This window comes from Corynebacterium glaucum, assembly GCF_030408855.1.
GTDB lineage: Bacteria > Actinomycetota > Actinomycetes > Mycobacteriales > Mycobacteriaceae > Corynebacterium > Corynebacterium glaucum.
In genome coordinates this window covers 458954-480841 of the sequence record NZ_CP047358.1, presented here as the reverse complement: position 1 = coordinate 480841, position 21888 = coordinate 458954, and the positions used below count along the sequence as shown (strand labels likewise).

Annotated in this window: 19 protein-coding genes; 10 read left to right on the top strand and 9 right to left on the bottom strand. The window is 64.9% G+C overall.

Annotated elements, in window-relative coordinates:
- Positions 1–74: 74 nt before the first annotated feature.
- The gene (locus CGLAUT_RS02385; RefSeq protein WP_290186080.1) at positions 75–1034 is read left to right on the top strand and encodes a quinone oxidoreductase family protein; all 960 of its coding nucleotides are present in this window, start codon (positions 75–77) and stop codon (positions 1032–1034) included.
- Positions 1035–1038: 4 nt separating this feature from the next.
- Here CGLAUT_RS02385 and CGLAUT_RS02380 read toward each other — a convergent pair whose 3' ends face one another.
- From CGLAUT_RS02380 to CGLAUT_RS02370, 3 genes are all read right to left on the bottom strand, one after another.
- Entirely contained in the window at positions 1039–2484 is a 1446-nt protein-coding gene (locus CGLAUT_RS02380) for a PH domain-containing protein (RefSeq protein WP_290186079.1), read from the bottom strand.
- Positions 2481–2930, bottom strand: a complete 450-nt coding sequence (locus CGLAUT_RS02375) for a PH domain-containing protein (protein WP_425551721.1) — start codon at positions 2928–2930, stop codon at positions 2481–2483. Before CGLAUT_RS02375 ends, CGLAUT_RS02380 begins: the two co-directional genes overlap by 4 nt.
- 73 nt (positions 2931–3003) lie before the next feature.
- The gene (locus CGLAUT_RS02370) at positions 3004–6222 is read right to left on the bottom strand and encodes an error-prone DNA polymerase (protein ID WP_290186075.1); all 3219 of its coding nucleotides are present in this window, start codon (positions 6220–6222) and stop codon (positions 3004–3006) included.
- Between the two features lie 147 nt (positions 6223–6369).
- Between CGLAUT_RS02370 and CGLAUT_RS02365 the strand changes: the two genes are divergently transcribed.
- From CGLAUT_RS02365 to CGLAUT_RS02340, 6 genes are all read left to right on the top strand, one after another.
- Positions 6370–7266, top strand: a complete 897-nt coding sequence (locus tag CGLAUT_RS02365) for a MetQ/NlpA family ABC transporter substrate-binding protein (protein WP_290186074.1) — start codon at positions 6370–6372, stop codon at positions 7264–7266.
- 9 nt (positions 7267–7275) lie between these two features.
- Positions 7276–8169 (top strand): MetQ/NlpA family ABC transporter substrate-binding protein, encoded by an 894-nt coding sequence (locus CGLAUT_RS02360; protein WP_095659310.1) that lies wholly within the window; start codon positions 7276–7278, stop codon positions 8167–8169.
- Positions 8170–9201, top strand: a complete 1032-nt coding sequence (locus CGLAUT_RS02355) for a methionine ABC transporter ATP-binding protein (protein WP_095659309.1) — start codon at positions 8170–8172, stop codon at positions 9199–9201.
- Entirely contained in the window at positions 9198–9890 is a 693-nt protein-coding gene (locus tag CGLAUT_RS02350) for a methionine ABC transporter permease (RefSeq protein ID WP_232507159.1), read from the top strand. Before CGLAUT_RS02355 ends, CGLAUT_RS02350 begins: the two co-directional genes overlap by 4 nt.
- Before the next feature lie 46 nt (positions 9891–9936).
- Positions 9937–10755 (top strand): HAD family hydrolase, encoded by an 819-nt coding sequence (locus CGLAUT_RS02345; protein WP_157731238.1) that lies wholly within the window; start codon positions 9937–9939, stop codon positions 10753–10755.
- 133 nt (positions 10756–10888) lie between these two features.
- Positions 10889–11980: an HNH endonuclease signature motif containing protein gene (locus tag CGLAUT_RS02340; protein WP_290186072.1), complete on the top strand. Its 1092-nt coding sequence runs from the start codon at positions 10889–10891 to the stop codon at positions 11978–11980.
- An 83-nt stretch (positions 11981–12063) separates the two neighbouring features.
- Here CGLAUT_RS02340 and CGLAUT_RS02335 read toward each other — a convergent pair whose 3' ends face one another.
- The gene (locus tag CGLAUT_RS02335; RefSeq protein WP_095659306.1) at positions 12064–12978 is read right to left on the bottom strand and encodes a ferredoxin family protein; all 915 of its coding nucleotides are present in this window, start codon (positions 12976–12978) and stop codon (positions 12064–12066) included.
- A 128-nt stretch (positions 12979–13106) separates the two neighbouring features.
- Here CGLAUT_RS02335 and CGLAUT_RS02330 point away from each other — a divergent pair, with 128 nt between their 5' ends.
- The gene (locus CGLAUT_RS02330; protein WP_095659305.1) at positions 13107–13769 is read left to right on the top strand and encodes an AMIN-like domain-containing (lipo)protein; all 663 of its coding nucleotides are present in this window, start codon (positions 13107–13109) and stop codon (positions 13767–13769) included.
- Positions 13770–13841: 72 nt separating this feature from the next.
- Here the strand turns inward: CGLAUT_RS02330 and CGLAUT_RS02325 are convergent, their stop codons facing one another.
- Both CGLAUT_RS02325 and imuA' read right to left on the bottom strand, forming a co-directional pair.
- Positions 13842–15518 carry a Y-family DNA polymerase gene (locus tag CGLAUT_RS02325; protein ID WP_290186070.1) on the bottom strand — a complete coding sequence of 559 codons (1677 nt, stop codon included), beginning with the start codon at positions 15516–15518 and terminating at the stop codon, positions 13842–13844.
- Positions 15519–15522: 4 nt separating this feature from the next.
- Positions 15523–16269 carry a DnaE2-dependent mutagenesis accessory factor ImuA' gene (gene imuA' / locus CGLAUT_RS02320; protein ID WP_290186069.1) on the bottom strand — a complete coding sequence of 249 codons (747 nt, stop codon included), beginning with the start codon at positions 16267–16269 and terminating at the stop codon, positions 15523–15525.
- A 61-nt stretch (positions 16270–16330) separates the two neighbouring features.
- Here imuA' and CGLAUT_RS02315 point away from each other — a divergent pair, with 61 nt between their 5' ends.
- Positions 16331–16756, top strand: coding sequence for a hypothetical protein (locus CGLAUT_RS02315; protein WP_232507157.1), 426 nt, complete (start codon positions 16331–16333; stop codon positions 16754–16756).
- 15 nt (positions 16757–16771) lie between these two features.
- On the opposite strand, the gene CGLAUT_RS02310 is transcribed toward CGLAUT_RS02315, so the two are convergent.
- Both CGLAUT_RS02310 and CGLAUT_RS02305 read right to left on the bottom strand, forming a co-directional pair.
- Complete coding sequence (locus tag CGLAUT_RS02310) at positions 16772–17425, bottom strand: response regulator transcription factor (protein ID WP_095659301.1); 654 nt, start codon at positions 17423–17425, stop codon at positions 16772–16774.
- Positions 17422–18612 (bottom strand): ATP-binding protein, encoded by a 1191-nt coding sequence (locus tag CGLAUT_RS02305; RefSeq protein WP_095659300.1) that lies wholly within the window; start codon positions 18610–18612, stop codon positions 17422–17424. Before CGLAUT_RS02305 ends, CGLAUT_RS02310 begins: the two co-directional genes overlap by 4 nt.
- Before the next feature lie 133 nt (positions 18613–18745).
- On the opposite strand from CGLAUT_RS02305, the gene CGLAUT_RS02300 reads away from it, so the two are divergent.
- Entirely contained in the window at positions 18746–20179 is a 1434-nt protein-coding gene (locus CGLAUT_RS02300; protein WP_198304982.1) for a PspC domain-containing protein, read from the top strand.
- Positions 20180–20279: 100 nt separating this feature from the next.
- Here CGLAUT_RS02300 and guaA read toward each other — a convergent pair whose 3' ends face one another.
- Positions 20280–21833: a glutamine-hydrolyzing GMP synthase gene (guaA, locus tag CGLAUT_RS02295; RefSeq protein WP_290186067.1), complete on the bottom strand. Its 1554-nt coding sequence runs from the start codon at positions 21831–21833 to the stop codon at positions 20280–20282.
- Positions 21834–21888 lie beyond the last annotated feature (55 nt).

Below are 21888 nucleotides of genomic sequence, written 5' to 3'. Positions count from 1 at the left end.
ATGAATACACGTACTCTGTCACTTATACTAACTCTGTCATTAATCACAGGGCGTTGTACCGAAGGAGTGATGAAATGTTCGCGTACCAGATCGTGGACCACACCGGCCGTAATGGCTTACAAAAAACCGAGTTGCCAGACCCCGTTCCAGGTCCCGGTGAAGTCGCAATCGACGTGGAGATCGCGGGGTTGGGCCTCATTGATGCGCTTTGGGCATCAGGAACCATGCCATCCAATGTGGGCTTTGTTCCAGGTCTCGAAGTTGCTGGAAAAGTGCGCGCCATTGGTGATGAGGTCACTGGACTAGCACCCGGAGACGAGGTGGCCGCGATACTTCCGGGCGCGGGCGGACTGGCGCAGATCGCAAAGACACAGGCGGATTACGTTGCAAAGCTACCTACCGGTATGGATCTGGAGCTGGCATCAGTAGTTCCAGTGAACACAGTGACTGCCCACCTCGCACTCACCACGGTCGCGCAGTGCACCTCGGGCGAGTCCGTACTAGTGCATGCAGGAATGGGCGGCCTCGGAACCCAGTTCGGCCAGATCGCAAGACTTCTCGGAGCTAGCCGGGTAGACGCGGTTGTGGGGAACGAGGACAAGCGAAAGATGGCGAAAGAGCTCGGTTACGACAACGTGTATCTCCGTTCAGATCTCGGTTCAGTTCCGGAGAATGCGTATGACATTGTCGTAGACCCCGTTGGCGGCGAGGCTGCGAGAACCGCTTTCAGCTCGCTCCGCAGCGGCGGGCGGCACGTGCGAGTTGGAAACGCATCCCAGCAAGAAGATGTACCAGTCAGCTCGGTGGCTCACTGGCTGGAGAACAAGTCCACGGTCGGGTTCAACGTGGGGCTTTGGATCTCTGCTCACCCCGACCAAGGTGCCAAGTCGCTTGCGTGGTCGTTACATAACGTGTCCAACCAGAGTATCCGTGTGGACCTCACAGAAGTAGGGCCCATCGAACAGGTAACGGAGATGTTGGCCGCGCTGCAATCCGGTCGTACGGTGGGCAAGCTCGCGGTGAGGCTGTCATGATCTTCTACCCTCGTAGATGAGGCGATTCCGAGGGGTGCATCGGCGGCAAGCGGCGGGCGCGCAGCGCTTCAAGCAGCGCACGCGCGTCAGCGTCGTCGAGGTCGCGGGCGGTCATTTTCACCAGCCCGGGCACGAGGTCGAAGCGCACGCTCGCAAGGCCGAGTCTGCGCTCGAGCGGGCCCTGTTCGTACGAAAGCTCCTGGATGTGCGGCGCTTTCACCATTTGGTAGCGGCGGGTGAGCCTCCCGAATGAGGTCAGGGCGACTCCGTCGCGCACGGTCGCGGTTTGGCTCTTCCAGTCCAGCGGCGAGACCCAGCGCGCGCGCCGCGGTGAGGCGTAGTCGGCGCGGCTCAGGTCGGTCAACGCGTCAGCGCTCAACGGCCCGACGGCCCCCACGACGGCGACGGCTTCCTCGTAGGTACCCACCGGCAGGAGCTTCGCGGTCCCGGTCGCCGCGCTCGCCTCCGCGCCGAAGCCGGCCGAGGTGATCGACACCGTCCACCACCCGAAAGGTCGCCACAACAGCGGTTGCTTGAGTTGTACCGCATGGATTCGTTCATGGGGCACCGCTTGTCGACGCCTATTGGCCAACCCATACCTCAACTTGAACACCTCCCCGTCGAAGGACGCATTGAAGCGCCACGATTGATCGATGGTGCGCCAGATGAGCGGCACGAAACCGACGAGGATCGGCACGATGGCCGCGAGGGTCAAGTCGGTGAGCAGCGGCACCAACGACGCCGCCACGGTGGCAATCGTGGAGAACTGAAACACCGTCGCAACCATCGAGCGCCCGATCGGGATCGGCGGGACGAGGTAGTTCTTGCGCGGTGCACCTGCGGAGGCTGACACACGCGCTTCCGACCCTTCTGACGCCAGCCCGTCCAACGCGAGCTCCTCGGCCGCCTCTTCGGCCATCGGCGCGTTCGGGCCTTTCGTCGCAATGCGCGCGAGGATCTCACCGCGCAACTCCTCCGCTTCTTCACGCGGGAGGTAGGCGATATTAACCGCCGCGTTCACCCCGCCGGCGACCTCGATGCGCACAGCCGCAAGACCGAACAGACGAGGCGCGAGCGGCTCCACGATGTCGACGGCCTGGATCCGGTCGTAGCGCGCGGTTCGGACCTGGTTGTGAAGCACGCCGCGTTTATGCTCGATCTCTTCTGCACCGACGCGAAACCCGGTCTTCGACCACCACAGCTGCGACACCCCTACGACGACTACGAGCGCTACAACGACCGCGGCGATCGGCCACAGCAGCTGACGGGCGCTGTAGTTCTCATCACCCAGCCACCTCCACAGGGGCGCAGCGAAGTTGAAGACCAGAATCGCCAACAGCGCCAGCAACGTAGTCCACACCTGCAACACGGGGCTGAGCCGGTGGACGCGGCGGTACTGAGCAGTTTGCGCAGGCTGGTCAGGTTGCGCAGGCTCGGCAGGTGGGGTCACAGACCGCTCATCCTCTCCCGCGCCTTCGCGGCCAGGCGATCACGCAGCGCGTCGGCCTCAGCGGCGGGCAGCCCCGGCAGCGTGGAGTTCGACGTCGTCGATGCGGTGTGCACCTCCAGCTGCTTCAACCCCAGTGCACGCGCGATCGGCCCAGACTCCACGTCCACGAACTGGATGCGCCCATACGGAATCACGGTCATGGTGTGCCACATCTTGCCTTCGCTCAAAACCAACTCGTTCTCCGTCTCCAGATAACCCAGGTTTCGCACGCGCAGCGGGACAAGCACCATGTTCCATGCAAACACGACGGCCAAGATCACAAACGGGATCAGCAGCCACCGACCCCACCGCAGGTACGCCCACCACAGCGCGCCAAGCAGGATCGCAGCCCAGATCACGTTGCCCACCAGCCGCGGCACCATCAGCTTCGGCGAGACCCGGTGCATCGACTCCACCGATGTCGGCAGCGGCTCCGGGACGTGCGCTGACAAAGGGCCGTCGATAAGCATGTGCCCCAACCTAGCGAAAGTCGCGCGAGCCGCGAGACAGCCACTCCCCCATCTCCAGCGGCTCGAGCCGGTCCGCGACCAGGCTCGCCGCGCCCGACGCGTTCTGGATGATGCCGCGGACGATTAACGCCTTGGCGGTGCGCGCGAGCACCTTCTGCCGGCTCCACAGGCCGACGGGGATGACCACGTTGATCAGGCCCGTCTCGTCCTCCATGCCGATGAACATCACGCCACCGGCGGTTCTCGGTGCTTGGCGGTGCGTGATCACGCCGGCGCAGCGGATGCGGGTGCCGTCCTCTATATCTAGGAGCCGGTTCGCGGGCACGATGCCGACACGCTCGAACGCGCCGCGCAGCATCTCCACAGGCATCAGGCCGGGGGTCACACCGGTGGCGGCGACGTCGGCAGCCATGAGTTCGAAGGCGTTCATGCCGGGCAAGCTCGGCGCGCTGATGGCGGAAAGTCCAGGCAGCATCCCTTCGCGTTCGGTCGCAGCAATGCCCGCTTGCCACATCGCTTGTCGACGGTCCACGTCAAAGCAGTCCAGCGCCCCGGCGCGCGCCAGCGCCTCCACATGCTCGACGCTCAAATCGGCGCGGCGGGCCAGGTCCGGGATGCCGGTGAACGGCTGCGCTTCCTCGATCCGGTCTGCGGCCGCCTCGCCGAGCCCTTTGACCAGGTTGAGACCGACGCGCATCGTGCCGCCGTGCTCGTCGCCGTCGAGGCAGCGCGCCTCGCGGCCAGACTCGTTAACGCACACCGGCAGCACGGTCACGCCGTGGCGCCGCGCGTCCTGGATCAGCGACTGCGGCGAGTAGAACCCCATCGGCTGCGCGCGCAAGAGCCCCACGCAGAACTGCGCCGGGTAGTAGCGCTTGAACCACGCGGAGAAGTACACCAGCGAGGCGAACGACTGCGAGTGCGACTCCGGAAACCCGTAGGCGGCGAACGCGACGATCTTCTGCCACAGCCGCTCCGCCACGTCCTCGCCGATGCGGTTGGTCTCCCAGCAGCCGTCGAAGAACCGTTGGCGCAGCGCCGCCATCTTCGCTGGCGAACGCTTCGACCCCATCGCGCGGCGCACCGCGTCCGCCTCCCGGCCCGAGAACCCGGCCGCGTCCACGCAGATCTGCATGAGCTGTTCCTGGAACAGCGGCACGCCGAGCGTCTTGCCCAACGAGCGCTCGAGCACCGGGTGGTCGTACTCCACGGCATCCACGCCATCGCGCCGGCGCAGGTAAGGGTGCACCGACCCACCCTGGATCGGGCCCGGGCGGATCAGCGCCACCTCCACCACCAGGTCAAAAAAGCACCGCGGTTTCAGCCTCGGCAAGGTGCCCATCTGCGCACGCGACTCAACCTGGAACACGCCGACGGAATCGGCACGGCAGAGCATGGAATAAACGCCCTCGTCCTCAAGCGAAAGCTCCCAGAGGCGAACCGTGCGGCCGGTGGTGTCGCGCACGAGATCGATCATGTGGTGCAGCGCTTCGAGCATGCCGAGGCCGAGCAGGTCGAACTTGACCAAGCCCGCGGAGGCGCAGTCGTCTTTATCCCACTGCACGACGCTGCGGCCTTCCATGCGCGCCCATTCGACGGGGACGACGTCGGCGATCGGGCGGTCGCAGATCACCATGCCGCCGGAGTGAATGCCCAGGTGCCGGGGTTGGCCCCGGAGTTCGTCAGCAAGCTGGGCGACAAGCGCGGGCGGCTCGGCGACCTCCTTCGACCACGAATCCGCCGCCCCCTGCGCGTAGCCGAGCGCGCGCGCCGCATCACGGATCGCGCCCTTGCGCCGATACGTGATCACATTGGCCACCTGCGCCGCGTTGTCGCGCCCGTAGCGGGAGTAGACGTACTGAATCACTTCTTCGCGCCTGCCCGATTCAATGTCAATGTCAATGTCCGGCGGCCCGTCGCGGTCCGGCGACAGGAAACGCTCGAACAACAGCCCCGCCGAGATCGGCTCCACCGCGGTAATCCCGAGCGCGAAGCACACCGCCGAGTTCGCCGCACTGCCGCGACCCTGGCACAAAATGTCCTGCTCGCGGCAGAAATCCACGAGGTCGTGCACGATCAGGAAGTAGCCGGGAAAATTCAGCTCCTCGATCACCTCAAGCTCGTAGTCAATCTGGGCCATTGCTTGTCGACGCACCGTTTCAGGCCGCGACGCATACCTCACCTGGGCACTCGTCATGGTGAGCACCCGGAGGTAGCTCATCTCGTCGTGGCCTTCCGGCGTGGGGTAGGTCGGCAACTCCGGGGCGACGAGGTTGAGCGTGAACGCGCATTCGCGGGCGAGCTCGACGCTGTAGGCGAGCTTCTCCTCGCACCCGGGCAGCATCGTGCGCAGTTGGTCGCCCGAGCGCAGCCAGTTCGCGCCCATCGGGTGAAGGTTAGCGTGGGCGTCGCCGAGCGCTTCGCGTCTTGCGAGGGCGCGTTTCGCCGCGGCGAGGCGGGCCTGGTTCCGGGTCGCGGCGGCGGGGGCGGCGGTGACAATCGCCGGAATCTGGACGAAGCGGTCTAATGCCGCGTGCCGGTCGACGTCCTCGGGCAGCATCGCGACCTCATATTCGCGAACAATATTCAATTCACCGAAGCAGTCGATCAGGTGCTCGAATTCGTCCACCCACTGCCACCCGGCGAGCACCACACACGTGTCCCCGAGGCGCTCCGCGATCAGCTCCAGCGGCGGGTAGGCGACGGCGTCTTTCTCACGCGTTGCCATGTGCGCGTCGGCCATCAAGTGTGAGAGCCGCTTGTAGCCCTCCGGACCGCGTGCGAGGACGGGCAAAATGCGTTGCTGCGGGCCGTCGTCAAGCGAAAGCTCTGCCCCGAACACTGTGGCGAGCCCTGCGGCCCCGGCTGCTTCGGCGAACTTGACCGCGCCGTAGAAACCGTCGCGGTCGGTGAGTGCGAGTGCGGTCATGCCCAGCTCAGCGGCGCGCGCGACCATGGCTTCTGGCTCGCTCGCGCCACCGAGGAAGCTATACGACGACACGGCGTGCAGCTCGGCGAACGGCGTGGCGCTGCTCCGTGCGGGAGCACTGGCGGGGCTGGCGGGGTGCTGCGGCGACGCGCTTGATCCGGCACCCGCATCCCCCGGTGCGTAGACCAGCCCGGCGGGGGTACCGGTGTGCTCGACGGGCACGGGCGCAGGCCCCGGGCGGCCGGAGAGAATCCGCTCCAACCGGGACCACGACAGCGGCTCGCCCCCGTTGAATCTCATGCGCGAAACGCTAGCACTGTTCGAAAGTGTGTGCCAAAGAATTGGGGCGTGCGGGCAGATTCTATGCCGTCGCGAATAGACTAAGCGGTTCACTGAGTGATAGATTCAGCAACCGTCAGATTTCCCTACGATGAAGGAGACGCACCCATGCGCGCTTCCCGTTTCACCGCCGCCCTCGCGGCCGTCACCATCGCCGCAACCGGCCTGACCGCCTGCTCCAACGAGTCCGGCTCCGACACCAACGCCAACGGCGCAGACGGTGAAAACGTCACCGTGCGCATCGGCACCACCGACGCCGACCAGCAGGCCTGGTCCGTCTTCTCCGACCTCGCAGCGGAAGAGGGCATCACCCTCGACATCGTGCAGTTCTCCGACTACCCGCCGGTCAACGAGGCACTCGCACAGGGCGAGCTGGACCTGAACAAGTTCCAGCACATCCTGTACCTGGCGAAGTACAACGCCAGCTCCGGCAACGACCTCAAGGTCGTCGGCTCCACCGAGATCTACCCGCTGGCGCTGTTCTGGAAGGACCACGACTCCCTCGACGGCATCGACGGCGAAGAGGTCGCGATCCCGAACGACGACTCCAACCAGGGCCGCGCCATCAACGTGCTGGTCCAGGCCGGCCTGGTCACCCTGAAGGACGGCGCCGACGAGCTCGCCCCGGCCCCGGCCGACATTGACACCGATGCTTCCAAGGTCTCCGTCGTACCGGTGGACGCTTCCCAGACGCCGTCCGCGTACAAGGAGGGCCGCCCGGCCATCATCAACAACTCCTGGCTGGACCGTGCCGGCATCGAGCCGACCGAGGCGATCTTCCAGGACGACCCGGGTTCCGCACAGGGCGAGCCGTACATCAATGTCTTCGCGTCCCGCGCGGAGGACATTGACAACCCGACCTACGTCCGCCTCGCTGAGCTGTGGCACGACCCGAAGGTCACCGAGGCTGTCCAGCAGGACTCCCGCGGCACCGCTGTGAAGGTTGAGCGCCCGGCCAACGAGCTCAACGACATCCTCGAGCGCCTCGAGCAGAACGAGAAGTAGGAGTCCAACGTGCGTTCCAACCGCTTTCTCGCCGTCGGCGCGGCCCTGGCTATCGCCGCGGCTGGCCTGACTGGCTGCTCAAGCGACTCCTCCGATACGTCTTCGGCACCCGCCGACGGCGAGAAGGTCACCGTCAAGATCGGCACCACCGACGCCGACCAGCTGGCGTGGACCGCGTTCGCCGACAAGGCGAAGGAGGAGGGCATCGAGCTCGACATCGTGAAGTTCTCGGAGTACCCGCCGGTCAACCCGGCACTGGATGAGAACCAGATCGAGATCTCGAAGTTCCAGACGATCAACTACCAGGCCCAGTACAACGCAACCGCGGACAAGGACCTGCGCATCGTCGGCTCCGGCGAGATCAACCTGCTCGGCCTCTACTGGAAGGACCACACCTCCCTCGACGGCATCGAGGGCGAAGAGGTCGCCATCCCCAACGACCCGTCCAACCAGGGCCGCTCGATCAACGTGCTGGTCCAGGCCGGCCTAGTCACGCTCAACGCGGACGCGCCGAAGCTCACCCCGACCCCCGCGGACATCGACGCAGCGCAGTCGAAGGTCTCGGTCGTCCCGGTGGATGCCGCACAGACCACGTCCGCCTACAACGAGGGCCGCCCGGCGGTTATCAACAACAACTTCCTCGGCCGCGCGGGCATCGACCCGAAGACCTCGGTCGCGGCGGATGACCCGAACTCGGAGCTCGCGGAGCCGTACATCAACGTCTTCAGCGTGCGCGCCGACGACGTCGACAACGCCACCTACGAGAAGATCGTGGAGATCTGGCAGTCCGACGAGGTCACCAAGGCCCTCGAAGAAGACTCGAACGGCACCGCGGTGCAGGTCAAGCGCAGCAAGGAGGATCTGAACAAGATCCTGGACAACCTGACGGAGGAGTACAGGTAAATGGCTTCCACCGGCACCCGGATCGAATTCCGGGACGTGAGCAAGGTATTTCGCACGGGCGGCCACGAGGTCGTCGCGGTCGACGGTGTCACACTGACCGTCGAGCCGGGCGAAATCCTCGGTGTCATCGGATATTCGGGTGCCGGCAAGTCCACGCTTGTCCGCCTCATTAACGGTCTCGACCAGGCGACTTCAGGGCAATTGCTTATCGACGGCACCGACGTCGTCGGCATGCGCGAGCGCGATCTCCGCGGCCTCCGCCGCAACATCGGCATGATCTTCCAGCAGTTCAACCTGCTGACGTCGCGCACCGCTGCCGGCAACATCGAATACCCGCTGCAACTCGCCGGGATGAAAAAGGACGAGCGCGGGCCGCGCGTTGCGGAGCTGCTCGACTTCGTCGGCCTCTCCGACCGCGGCGACAACTACCCGGAGCAGCTTTCCGGTGGCCAGAAGCAGCGGGTGGGCATCGCCCGTGCGCTCGCCACCAATCCATCGCTTTTGCTTGCTGACGAAGCCACGTCCGCCCTCGACCCCGAGACCACCGAGGAAGTGCTGGCACTTTTGCGCCGCGTGAACGAGGAGCTCGGCATCACCATCGTGGTGATCACCCACGAGATGGATGTGATCCGTTCCATCGCGCACAAGGTTGCGGTGATGGAGGCAGGACGCGTCGTCGAATATGGCTCTGTATACGACGTGTTCTCGAACCCGCAGACGCACGTCGCACAGCGCTTTGTGTCGACGAGTCTGCGCAACACGCCGAACGAGATCGAGGCGCGCGAGCTGCTCAACGCTGCGCCGGGTCGCCTCTTCACCGTTGATTTGAAGGAAGACTCTGGGTTCTTCGGAGCGGCAGAGGCGGCGCGTCGACGCGGCGTGACCGTGCAGCCCGTGCATGCGGGCATCACGACGCTGCAGGAGCAGTCCTTCGGCAAAATGACCGTGCGGCTCAATGGCGACGACGCGGCAATCACCGAGTTCCTGACCACGCTGCAGCAAACGACCGACATTCAGGAGATCGTCCGATGACCAGCACCATCAATGAGTTCATTCTCGCTGAAGCGAACTGGGACCGGCTTCGTCCCACGTTCATCGAGGCGATTGGCGACACCATGTGGATGGTGGCCATCACCATGGTCGTCGGCGGATTCTTCGGCCTGATCCTGGGCGTTTTCCTCTACACCACGCGCCCCGGCGGCATCCTGCAAAACAGCGCCGTCTACTGGATTATCAACATCGCGGTGAACTTCTTCCGCCCGATCCCGTTCATCATCATGATCGCGATGCTGTATCCGATTACGTTGTCGGTGGTGGGCACCACCATCGGACGCGGAGCGGCGACGTTTGTCATGTGCTTCTCCGCGACGTTCACCGTGGCGCGCATCGTGGAGCAGAACCTCGTTGCCATTGATCCAGGCGTGATCGAGGCGGCGCGCTCCATGGGCGCGGGCCCATGGAGAATCATCCGATCAGTGATCCTGCCTGAGGCACTCGGCCCGCTGATTCTCGGCTACACGTTCATCTTCATCGCAGTGATCGACATGTCCGCCATGGCCGGCTACATCGGCGGCGGCGGTCTCGGTGACTTCGCGATTGTCTACGGCTACCGCCAATTCGAACCGGCCGTGACCTGGGCTGCAGTGATTGTCATCGTGGTCATCGTGCAGCTCGCCCAATTCCTGGGCAACTGGCTGTCGAAGCGGATCATGCGCCGCTAATCGCGCTTCTCCCCCACCCCGTGCCGCCGTCGCTAGTCTGGGGTGGGTGAAGATCGCAGCATTGGACTTCGACGGCACTCTTTACCACCGGCGCGAGGACGGCTCGCACAGCTTCAACCAGGCCGACCTCGAGGCGATTCGCGCGTGGCGAGACGCCGGGCACATGGCACTCATCGCCACCGGCCGCTCCCGGTCTGCCCTCGCTTTCGCCATGCCAGACACCGCCGCGCCAGACACCGCCACGAATGCCACGCAACCACCCCTCACCGTTGACTATCGCGTGCTCTCTAACGGCGGTTCTGCCGCGAGCGGCGACGGAGCGGAGCTCATCTACGCCTACCCAATTGATACCGCGATCCTTGAGGCCGCGATCGACAGGTTCGCAGATGTGGAGGGGGTCGCGGTCTTCGGGACCACAATCGGCCCCGTCGACGGCGTGTTCACCAACACCACCGACGCCAGCGACGAGTTCACCGCTCACTTCAAGGAAATGACCAAGGCGGACATCGACGAGCACACGTTCGCCGTCGTTCCAATCTGGGTACCCGACGACGACGCCCTCCGGGCGGAGGTAGTCACTTGGGCGGAGCAGTTCGGCAACGTCACGGTCGCGCAGAACCAGGACTATGTCGACATCATGGCTGCGGGCCGAAACAAAGGCACAGGCATCGCCGAGCTGCTCGCGCATATCGGCATAGACCGCAGCGATGTCGAGCTCTACACGTTCGGTGATTCGTGGAATGACCTCGAGATGCACCGCATCGCAGATCGCTCCCACGCGTTTCCCCATTCGCCAGACGAGGTGCAGGCGGCCGTCGACGAGGTCGTCGAAACGGTGGCTGAAATCCTTTCAGACTACGCATAGTCACGCGGTGTCCGCACCCACTTCGCACGCCAAAAGCCCAATCTGTGGACAACTTTTTCTTCCCCTCCAGACTTATCCACAGTTTCATTACCTGCACTTTTGCTTATCGCCGACATGATCTAGCGTGCGGTGCATGACACCCTTTCAGACCATGATCCGCGGCATGACCGTGGACACGTTGGATGGCTTCGACCGCGACGCGGCGATCGAAGCTGGCTTTGCGCCGACGAAAGCCCGTGCATGGGAAAAGCTGCACCGCACGTACTTCGGCCCCACCAAATTCACCAAGTTGCAGCGCATCGCCCGCGAGAAGGCTCGCGCCGGAAAGTTCTCGCTCGATCAGCTGGCGATGATTGAGGAACACCTCAAAAACATCGAGTCACCAAAGCGCCGCATGGTGGTGCGCCTATCGCTTCTCGACGCCCGCTTGACTTACGCCGCCCTCCAACGTCTCGCGTCGAAGCTCATTCCGAAGAAATCGCAGCCTCCGAAAAGGCAGATGACCTTTTCGAAGTCCCGCAACGGCACCCGCACGGTCAGCATCACTGCCGACGAACGCGACGCCGCAGATTTGGAGCACGCCGTCAGCCAGGACCTCGATCCCTCTCAGCCAGCTGCACCGCAAATGTTGGAAAATTTCCTCGCGCTAATGCGAGGCAACGGTGAGCATGCAGGTGCTGGAGTTCCTTACGCAGATCCGCGTCCGATCGTGGTGGTACCTGTTGAAGAGCACTGCAAGATTCTGGGCGGTCATGGCGACGACACATTACTTGGGCTTACCGACGGCACCACGATGACCGGCGCGGAGTACCTGCAGACACGGGCTGGACAATACGGCCTCGGTCTTGAGGTGGGACTGTTTCACCCACAGGAAGGTGCCGTGAACCTGTACCGGGAGGAACGGTTCGCAAACCAGAAACAGCGGGATCTTGCCAGGTTGACAACGCCGGTATGTCCGGTGCCGGATTGTCGCCACGGGGCGGACAGCTGCCAGATCCACCACATCACAGCATGGAAGCACGGCGGGGAGACAAACCTTGCGAACCTCGCTCCCCTATGCCGCTACCACAACGGAGTCAACGACGATGACCCGAAGCGAAAGAAGCGCGGCCGGATCGAGAACGTCGGCGGCATCCCAACGTGGGTATCGCCTCGCGGTTTCCATGTACCCAACTCGCATCACCCCTTTGGTGCGATGCAGCTGTTGTTCAGCGATCGCCTCTGACAACCAGTTCAGGTAACCAGTGCAGGTAACCAGTAGTGTTGAGCGTCACGGTCAACGCTTGTGTTGTGTCGCTACCGCAATCGCTACTGATCGGTTGGCGTGATCGCTTCGACATACCAGGCGGCGCCCGTCTTCGGCGCGTCACCACAGGACGAGACAACTCCCTCGATCGCGCGCTGCTTCAGCTGCACTTGGTACACAGTGCCGGCATTGAGGTCTTCCACTTGAACGCGCGCAGCAGTCTCTGACTCCTCCGCGTTTAGCACCCGCAACTGGTCAATGCGCACCTCGACTCCATCGGTCACAAGCTGCTTCGCAACTGCGATCTCTGCTGCCTGCGCCGGCGCGGACAGCGTGCCGCGCCCGCGATTGCCGGGCACGAAGTACCGCCCGTCCATCGCGCTATCGATTAGCGCGTTCGCCGCATCAACGTTCATCCGCCCGTAGCTAAACGCCCACGGCATCAGCAGCGTCGTCGCCGCGAACCGGTGTCCCTTGATGTGCGAGGTTTCCCACACCACGTCGTTTCCCACGTGGGCCGGGTAGCGCTGCGCGAGCTCGCGCACCAACGGTCGGCCTTTCACCGCGCAGCAACGGTCGCGCTTCGCGTGGGTGCACACCAACAGCATGGGCTTAGTACGTACCGACGCGTCGTTTCGCCCCGGCCCCGAAAGATCCAAATCCAGCAGCGCCTCAGGCCCGTCGATGTGCTTGACTTCGATGATGCCCTCGTCCGCGAAGACGAGATAGCAATGATGGGTGTCAATCTCTCGGCCTTCCCGCGTCGGGTGGCGGATCAGCAGCAAAGTGGCGTCGAAAAGCGACATGCGTTCGTTGAGCCGCGCGGAAAGCTCGGGGCTGAACGTCCCACCGTCGAGAATGTCCTTGCTCCACGCTCCGGGCCACTCGAAGAGCACGTAGCGCGACCCAGTTTTCGCGGTTCCGGGCAGCGGTTCAGTTTGCACGTCCGAGCAGAGAGTTTGAGCAAGGTGAGTCATACCTAACACTGTAACCAAGTCAGGGAAATGGCAGCGTAGAGCGGGGAATATCTAACGTTTCGGTAACCATTTCGCATTTTGCCGTTTTCGGTTTTGATGCGGCCCTGCCAGTGGATACGGTGAGCTGCGTGTCATTTTTTCTCACGCCGCTCTCAGGAGCGGCACGCCGTGCTGTAGCGGCGGGCCTCCTTGTCTCCGCGCTCGCCGCAACCGCGTGCGGCGGCGACGCGAGCGACGGTAGCGGCAATGGGTACGGCAGTGCGCACAAGGTGGGTGCGCAGCGAAATTCCTCCGGGGTGGGCGATCCACAACTCGCAGCAATCACGAGTTCGCAGACCACCGTGCTGCAGCCACTTGGCACTGCCGATTCTTCGCCGAAGACGCAGCGCCCCTCTGAGCCTGCGCTACTCGCGGTCTCAAGCGTGCGGGTGGGTAACCATGAAGGCTTCGACCGGGTGGTTATCGACCTTGTCGGCTCGGGTGATCCAGGGTGGTTCGTCGATTACACCCTGACACCGATGCATTCCACCACCGGTCGTGCTTTGCCGCTCAGTGGAAGCGCGTTTCTGAACATCAATATCGACGGAACGGTGTACCCGGGAGAGCTTGGCATTGACGACGAAGTCACCGTCGAGATGGCAGGACCAACCAGCAATGTCGTGGACGTGGTGAACGGGGGAACATATGAAGGACGCAGCCAAATTGTCGTGGGCTTGCGCTCCGAAGCCCCGTATTCGGTGGAGGTACTAGAGGATCCGAAGCGGATGGTCATCGACATCGTGCAGAGCTAGTCGCGCCTAGGCCTACGCGCTCGCTCACGTTTACACGCGGATGAATACACGCGCGCGCCCTGATGCACTGCCCTAATACACTGCTTCGACACGCCAGCGCCGTCGCGTCCACACGAGCAACCACGCAGTGGGTTCTCCGTCCTCGCCACCGAGGCAGCCAACCACCTGCAATCGCGCGACCTTGCTGAGGTTGGTGTCTGAGCCCCACCACCCCTCGTCTACTGGCCATGGGCCAGCCCACCCTGTCACGAGGTAGCGCTTCTCGCCCCAAGCAAGTGCGTACGGATCCGATGACAGGAGGGCCTCGGCGGTGACGGTGATGGGGTTTGCGGAGGCGTCGATAAGCGTGATGCTCGAGGCTGGGTGATCGATGCCACCCCCGAGCCGTGCGGGCAACGGCCCCGGGATCGCGCCCGGCCAAGCAAGCGCTTGTACCTTGGTTTCTGGCCGAGCTTTTACGGGTGCAGACGCGGACGCGCGTGTATGTGGCCGCGTTGAAGCAGTTGAAGCAGTTGAAGCAGTTGATGCACGGGCACGTGCGGGTGTGAGCGCACTGGCGGTTGACGGCGGGGCTTCGCCGAAGGCGACGAGCCGGACGCGTTCTGCGACCCCGCGGCCGCCGACGAGCCGGGGCTGCACCACAGCGTCGATGCCGAGCTGGGACTGCACACGCTCAATCACGCGGCGCGCGCCGTCGGTGGACGCGCCCTGCGACCACAGCTCCCCCACAGCGACAGGTTCAGCGAGCTCGAGCGGTTCAAGCACCAGCGAGGTGATCGCCCCTGCTCCGCCCGAGGTGAGCCAGCCGTCAAGCTGCCACCGCACACGGTCCGCCGTGCCGGATTCAGTCAGCGCCTCGCGGGTGCGCCAGACACGTTCAACCCGCTCACCGCCGTCGAGTTCGGCGGTGATCTTCAGGCGCAGGCAGTTGCGGCCGGTGGCTTTCAACCGCTCATGCAGGCTCGCGGCGAGCGCGCGGGCGGCAAACGCAGCGGCGTCAACGCGCTCGATAGGGTCCTCCGGTGTGATCGCCACCGCGAGATCAGCGGTGGGAAGTTCCGGTGCGACGCGGCGATCAGGCGCGGCCGAGGCAATGCGGTGGATATGCATGCCATGCGCGCCGAAACGGGTGGTCATGGCCGAAGGCGGGATGGCGGCGATATCGCCGAGAGTGGCGACACCGAGTTGGCCGAGGACGTTCACTGTCTCCGCGTCGGCACCGAGTGCGGTCTCGGCAGTCAACGCGGTCAGCGGGTGCGTGGCAAGGAACGCCGCGGATTGGCCGGGAGCAACGACGCGGGACGTACGCGCGGCGAGCGCAGCCGTAGCGATCTCGTCGGCTGCGCCGGCGAAGGCGTCGATGCCGCGTCTGGCGGAGGCGTCGACAAGCATTTCAAGCGCTGTGTCCTCACTGCCGTGGAACCTTGCTGCGGCGGCGAGATCGACAATGACCAGGCCTGGGCGCAAGACCTCGACGGAGGCGGCGACATCGTCGAAGCTAGTAGCAAGCGAGGCGAACATCCGCCCATCGCGGTCAGCGTTGTCGTCGACGACGGTCAGCTCGGGCGCGATCGCCTGCGCATTGCGGAGTTTCATGCCGCGACGGATGCCAAGCTGACGGGCGGCGTGTGAACACACTTTCACGCGGTGCTGGCTGCCGATGACAATTGGGGCCGCGACGGCGTCGCCGAGCTCAAGCTTCGCTGCTTGCACCGGCCAATCCGGAAACCACACAGCTGCGACGCGCATGGGCCTACGTCACCACCGTCAACTTCGGGCGTTGCGGGACGGTACCGAGGGTGATGGTGGCGCTGGCGGGGCGCATACCTTTGCGCTCTGCGCGCACCGCCAGCGCGATGCCGTTGATGCGGCCGGTACCGCGGCCGATGCCGTAGAAGTCGGTGATACGCGCCTCAAGCGTCATGGCGGGCGACGGCACAGTGGCGTTGACGGCGACCAGTGCCGCGTTGCCTTTGCGCAGACGCGCCAGCAGCGGCCGCGCGCGCACCGGGGTCAGCGCCAGCGGGACACGGGTGCGCCACACGACGAGATCCAGGCCTTCGGCGAGCACGCCGGCCACTGCAATGTCCTCGATCCCCGGCTCAGGCACGGCAATGACGCGCTCGAGGTTGTCCGCGTTGGCCGTACCGATGCCGGCGTACGACAGCGCCGGCCAACCGACCACGCCAACGTACCCGCCTGCGATGGCGACCTGTTCGATCAGCTCCACCACTAACGCCGCAGTGTCGCTGACGTGGGTGACCGCCCGGCGCGGCAACCCCCCACCTGGCAAGAGCTGCGCAAGTGGCCCGCCGACGGCGAGTACGTCGGCATCCTCGACGACAGGTTGGGGCACCTCGCCGCCGAGCGCGGCCATCTTGGCACGCAGCTCGGCGATCTGCCCAGCCCGCTGCCCAGCGGTTTGCTCGACGTGACTGAACGAGGCAGGCGCGGCTACCGCCGTGCTGCCCGCAGCCGTTCGAATAGGTGTTCCACTCACGTTCGCAATTATGCCCCCGCACACCGACGCGAACAAGCGCCAATGTAGAACACGTTTTCTAGTGGTAGGCTCACTGACCATGTACTACGCCGACATCCGCAACCGGATCACGCCGATCCCCACGCCGCCGGTCGTGCGCGCGGTCGGCTCGCTCGGGGTCGCGGGATCGGCCGCAGCGTTGGTCTCGCAGGCACCGATCGGCATCAAAGTCGCGGTGGCGCTCGTTTGCGTGGCGGCCACGCTCGGAGTCACGCTCGCGCACCCCTACCGCAAGCAGATGGCGGCGTTTGCGGAGCGGGAAAACGTGTCGAAGGTGCCGTCGATAAGCATGCTCCTGCCGGTGATGCTGTGGTGGCTGGCGCTGATGCTGGCGCCGCTCGCCCAGTGGCCGACGTGGGGCGCGGTGCTAACGCTAATCGGCGGGTTCGGCGTGGCCTGGGTGCTCTACCCGCACGTCGACGGCACGCGGCGGCTCGCGTACGCCTAGCCTGGCCCAGTCAACTCAGTCCAGATCGCGATCCGCGGCCCAGCGCGTGAGCTGGTGACGATTCGACGTCTGCGTCTTGCGCAAGATATTCGACGCGTGCGTCTCCACCGTCTTCACCGAAATGAACAGCTGTGAGCCGATCTCCTTGTAGGTGTAACCACGGGCGAGCAGGCGCAACACCTCGAGCTCACGGCGGGTCAGCGCGTCGACGACCGGATCGTCCACCTTCACCGGCTCACCCTCCGGGTCCTCAACCACCCCACCGGACGCGAACGCGTCGAGCACAAAGCCAGCCAGACGCGGCGAAAAGTACGCGTCACCGCCATCAACCCGCCCGATCGCCTCCGCGAGCTCGGCACCATTGATGTTCTTGGTCACGTACCCGCGCGCGCCGGCGCGGATCAGCGCGATAACGTCCTCCGCCGCATCCGACACGCTCAACGCAAGATACTGCGGCCCCGGCGCCTGGCGAATCACCGCCAACCCGCCGCCGTCGGGCATGTGCACGTCCAGCAGCACCACGTCCGGGTCCGCCGCCACGATCCCCGCCGCCGCCTCAGCAACCGTGCCCGCCTCGCCGACAATCTCGACGCCCTCTGCGGCGCTCAGCTCCGCGCGCACGCCGGCGCGGAACACGGAATGGTCGTCGACGAGGAACACGCGAGTCATGCGCTCAAGGCTAGCGCGAGCTCCACCTCCGTGCCCTCGCCGGGTGCAGACGTGATTCGCGCGCGGCCGCCGGCTCGGTCCATCCGCCCGATGATGGAATCGCGCACGCCGTGGCGGTCCGCCGGCACGCCGCCCAGCGAAAAACCCGCACCGCGATCGCGCACGAACACCGCGAGTTCCCCCGCCAGATGCTCGGCGTAGACGTCGATGCGCTCCACCCCGGCATGCTTCGCCGCGTTGACCATCGCCTCGCGCGCCGCAAGCACCACCGGCTCGGTTGCCGCGTCGAACGCCACGTCATCACCCACGGTCACCGGCTGAATCACCACACCGAACAGGTCTTCGACCTCTCCGGCGGCTTTGTGCAGAGCGGCGAAGACGGTAGCGGTGGTGCGTTTCGCGGTTTGCTCGGAGGCGTCGAAAAGCCATGCCCTGAGCTCTCGCTCCTGGCCGCGCGCGAGCCTGGCAACCTCATCCGGATCGTGCGCCTGCTTCTGAATCAGCGCGAGCGTCTGCAACACCGAATCGTGCAGCCGCGACGCGATCTCCGCGCGCTGGTCCGCCACCGCCTTCGCCTCGCGCTCCTGCACCAGCGAGCTGGCCAGCTTCGCAATCAGCGGCACGACCAGAACCGCCACCCCGAAAACTGTGACCAGCACGGAGATCACCACGCCGCCCACTCCGGCGGACTCCCCACGGACCGCGATCGCCAGCACTCCGCCCATCACCAGCACCACTCCGAGTCCAAGCGCGGCGAAGTTCGCCACCGAACCCGTCGCCCGGTCGTACGCCTGCAGCGCGATCACCGCACCGACAATCAACACGCCGAGCATGAACACGATGGTCCCGCCTGCCCCAGACGACACCTGCAGCGCGACCAGGGCCCCGAAAAAGCCCACGGCCACCAGCGCATAATTCAGGGCATTTTGCTTATCGACGCCCTCGTGATCCCGCTTTTCCTCCAGCGGCGTCGTCATCCACAACGCCACGTACACGAGCGGACCAAAGCCACCAGCAAAACTCGCGACCACGAAGAAAATGCGCACCCACAGCACGTCCACCCCGAGGTGCCCCGCGAGACCGGACGCAACACCTGCGACCACGCGCAGCGGGCGATTGCGACGCAGACGGGGGAACGGGCGCTGCCGCTCAGCGGCATACGGCACAGGTGGAGCGGATGTAGACATAACTTTCATGTTCCCACGGTGCGCGGCGCCTAGGGTATCGGGAACAACCCTGAACTTTTTTGCGATGCATGCGCGGCAGATTTCAGGGGCGATCCTGATACCCCTCGCCTGCGCGGCGGGCGACAATTTGGGCATGGAAACCACACATGACGCGAATGGCTCCACCGGCTCCACCGGCTCCGCTGGATCCGCTGGATTCGCTGGATCCGCAGTCGAGAGCGCTTCGTCCGCCGTCCGGCGCACGTTCTCCGACATGTGGGCAAACCGCCCGCCCCGCATCCCAGAGAAGCAGGGGGGCAAGGCAGTGCTTGCCGGTGTCTGCGAAGGCATTGGGGTGCGCTACCAGATCGACCCGGTAGTGGTTCGTGTCGCGTTTGTCGCGCTGAGTTTCGTCTTTGGCGGTGGCCTGCTGCTGTACTTTCTGTGCTGGATCAACATGCCGCGCTTCGGCATGACGCTCACGCCGTGGGAGGCCGTGATTACGCCGAAAGACCAGCTCGACGAGGTAGGCAAGAAGGAGAAGGAAACCGGGTGGGCGCTTGCGATTGTCCTATTCTTCTTCATCCTGACCGCCGGCGGAGTCGGCGAATACGGTCTCGCCGGCACGTTTACCACCTTGACCTTGGGTTTGCTGGGGTGGTGGGGCCTACACTCGCGGCTGCCGCAAGCGCCGTACGGTGTCCTAGCGCAATCCCAAATTACGGCCGCTCGCCCAGGCGCAGCCACGGTCGCGGATGTGACAACCGGCGCGGGTCCCGCTCCCGACCAGATGACAGCCATCTTGCCACCCGCTGCAGGCGGTTCGACCATTTGGCGACCGGGATCCGGCGCAATCAGTGGGTCGGCCCCGCCCGTAACCAGCTCCAACAACAGGCCGTCCAGTACCCGGCCTCCAAACGCCTTCCCCATGGAAGAAACAGCTGAACTGTCGCACACATCTGCCAGTTCCCCAAATGTGGACACGTCGCACCTCAGCCCACCCGAGGGATACCCGCACCCTGCAGCCGGGCGCACCACTCCCCCAGCCTGGGACCCGCTAGGCACCGTTCCGGAGCTGTGGCACCTGCCGGATCTCGAACCGCAACAACAGTCCGGCAAACAGAAGAAGACTAAAATGCGGGAGCGCAAGCGTCGAAACCGACCGTTCCGATTCTGGATTCCGGTATCGATCGCCCTGGCGCTGTTCACTGCGACGCTGATCGCAGTGGGTGACAGCGTTCGCTACTACAACTTCGATGAAGACGCCCAAGGTGTCGGCGACATCGAAGTTAAGGTCGATGAACTGGAAATGCTGCCCCCGATCCGGCGCATTGTTGGCGAAACAACCCTCGACCTAACGAGTATGGAGCCGCTCGACACGGAGAGCGTGCTTGAGGTCGGGAACTATGTGGGCACGATGAACATCGTGCTCCCCGACAATGTTCCGGTGTACGTCAAATGCGACGTAGGCATCGGCACGACAGATTGCCCGAATCCGATTGAGCGGATCAACGAAGACGCCGAGGGCGAAGCACTCGTCATCGATGCCCGCCAGTTCATCGGCTCCGTCGTGGTGCGCGAGGAATAAACGGGCCGAAGAGACGGGCCGGAGAGGCGGAGGCGCATCGGGCGAGGTCAGGCCGGACGAGGTCAGGCCGGACGAGGTCAGGCCGGGCGAGGTTGCCCGGTTACTCCCATTCGATAGTCCCCGGCGGCTTCGACGTCACGTCGAGCACCACGCGGTTCACGTCCGCCACCTCGTTGGTGATGCGGGTCGAAATCGTCTCCAGCACCTCGTACGGCACGCGAACCCAGTCCGCGGTCATCGCGTCTTCAGACGCCACCGGCCGCAGCACGACCGGGTGACCGTAGGTGCGGCCGTCGCCCTGGACGCCGACGGAGCGGACGTCGGCAAGCAGCACCACCGGGCACTGCCAAATCTGCTCGTCCAATCCGGCGCGGGTGAGCTCCTCGCGCGCGATGGCGTCGGCGGCGCGCAACGTCTCCAGGCGCTCCTCGGTGACCTCGCCGATGATGCGGATGCCCAGCCCCGGACCCGGGAACGGCTGGCGGTTCACTATCACCTCGGGAAGCCCCAGCTCACGGCCAACGGCACGCACCTCGTCCTTGAACAGCAACCGCAGCGGCTCGACCAGCTTGAACTCCACATCATCCGGCAGCCCGCCGACGTTGTGGTGGCTCTTGATGTTCGCCGTGCCGGTGCCGCCCCCGGATTCCACCACGTCCGGGTACAGCGTGCCCTGCACAAGGTAGTCGACGGACTGCCCCGCGTCACCGGATTCCGCGAGGATCCCAGCAACTGCGCGCTCGAAGGAGCGGATGAACTCCGCGCCGATCGCCTTGCGCTTCGCCTCCGGCTCGGTCACGCCGGCAAGCTTGGACAAGAACGCCTCGCGCTCATCCACCGTGACCAACTTCGCGCCCGTCGCGGCCACAAAGTCGGTCTCCACCTGCTCGCGCTCGCCTTGGCGCAGCAGCCCGTGGTCAACAAACACGCACGTCAACCGGTCCCCGATCGCGCGCTGCACCAGCGCCGCCGCCACCGCGGAATCCACGCCGCCGGACAAACCGCAGATCGCATGGCCGTCGCCGACCTGCTCGCGCACGTCACCGATCAGCTGCTCCGCGATATTCGACGCAGTCCAGTTCTGCTCCAGCCCCGCGATCTCGGTCAGGAACCGCGTCAGCACCTGCTGTCCGTGTGGCGAGTGCATCACCTCGGGGTGGTACTGCACGCCGGCAAAGCGCCGCGACGCGTCCTCAAACGCCGCCACCGGCGCTCCGGGCGTCGACGCGGTCACGGCGAAGCCCTCCGGCGCGGCAGTCACGGAGTCGCCGTGCGACATCCACACCGGGTGGGTCTCGGGGAGGCCGGCGTGGAGCACACCTCCGTCGACAAGCAACTGTGTCCTGCCGTACTCTCGCGCACCGGTCTTTTCAACCGTGCCGCCAAGCGCGCGCGTCATGGCCTGGAAGCCGTAGCAAATCCCGAAGATCGGCAGGCCGAGATCGAAAATTGCCGGGTCAAGCTGCGGCGCACCATCCTCGTACACGCTCGACGGCCCGCCGGAAAGCACCAGCGCCGCCGGATCCTTCGCTTTGAGCTCGTCCGCCGTAATCGTCGACGGCACAACCTCCGAGTAGACGTTCGCTTCACGCACACGCCGCGCGATGAGCTGCGCGTATTGGGCACCGAAATCCAGGACAAGTACAGGTTTCACGGCTACAGATAGTAGCCGATAGCTTATCGACGCCTCCCGCGTCGGGGCCAGCGCG

What these genes read in the sequence shown, in the direction of transcription:
- CGLAUT_RS02335 (WP_095659306.1), bottom strand. Translation starts at nt 12,978, where the DNA reads ATGACTCACCTTGCTCAAACTCTCTGCTCGGACGTGCAAACTGAACCG.
- CGLAUT_RS02300 (WP_198304982.1), top strand. Translation starts at nt 18,746, where the DNA reads ATGGAAACCACACATGACGCGAATGGCTCCACCGGCTCCACCGGCTCC.
- CGLAUT_RS02365 (WP_290186074.1), top strand. Translation starts at nt 6,370, where the DNA reads ATGCGCGCTTCCCGTTTCACCGCCGCCCTCGCGGCCGTCACCATCGCC.
- CGLAUT_RS02305 (WP_095659300.1), bottom strand. Translation starts at nt 18,612, where the DNA reads ATGTCTACATCCGCTCCACCTGTGCCGTATGCCGCTGAGCGGCAGCGC.
- CGLAUT_RS02375 (WP_425551721.1), bottom strand. Translation starts at nt 2,930, where the DNA reads ATGCACCGGGTCTCGCCGAAGCTGATGGTGCCGCGGCTGGTGGGCAAC.
- CGLAUT_RS02350 (WP_232507159.1), top strand. Translation starts at nt 9,198, where the DNA reads ATGACCAGCACCATCAATGAGTTCATTCTCGCTGAAGCGAACTGGGAC.
- CGLAUT_RS02385 (WP_290186080.1), top strand. Translation starts at nt 75, where the DNA reads ATGTTCGCGTACCAGATCGTGGACCACACCGGCCGTAATGGCTTACAA.
- CGLAUT_RS02340 (WP_290186072.1), top strand. Translation starts at nt 10,889, where the DNA reads ATGACACCCTTTCAGACCATGATCCGCGGCATGACCGTGGACACGTTG.
- CGLAUT_RS02310 (WP_095659301.1), bottom strand. Translation starts at nt 17,425, where the DNA reads ATGACTCGCGTGTTCCTCGTCGACGACCATTCCGTGTTCCGCGCCGGC.
- CGLAUT_RS02325 (WP_290186070.1), bottom strand. Translation starts at nt 15,518, where the DNA reads ATGCGCGTCGCAGCTGTGTGGTTTCCGGATTGGCCGGTGCAAGCAGCG.
- CGLAUT_RS02370 (WP_290186075.1), bottom strand. Translation starts at nt 6,222, where the DNA reads ATGAGATTCAACGGGGGCGAGCCGCTGTCGTGGTCCCGGTTGGAGCGG.
- CGLAUT_RS02355 (WP_095659309.1), top strand. Translation starts at nt 8,170, where the DNA reads ATGGCTTCCACCGGCACCCGGATCGAATTCCGGGACGTGAGCAAGGTA.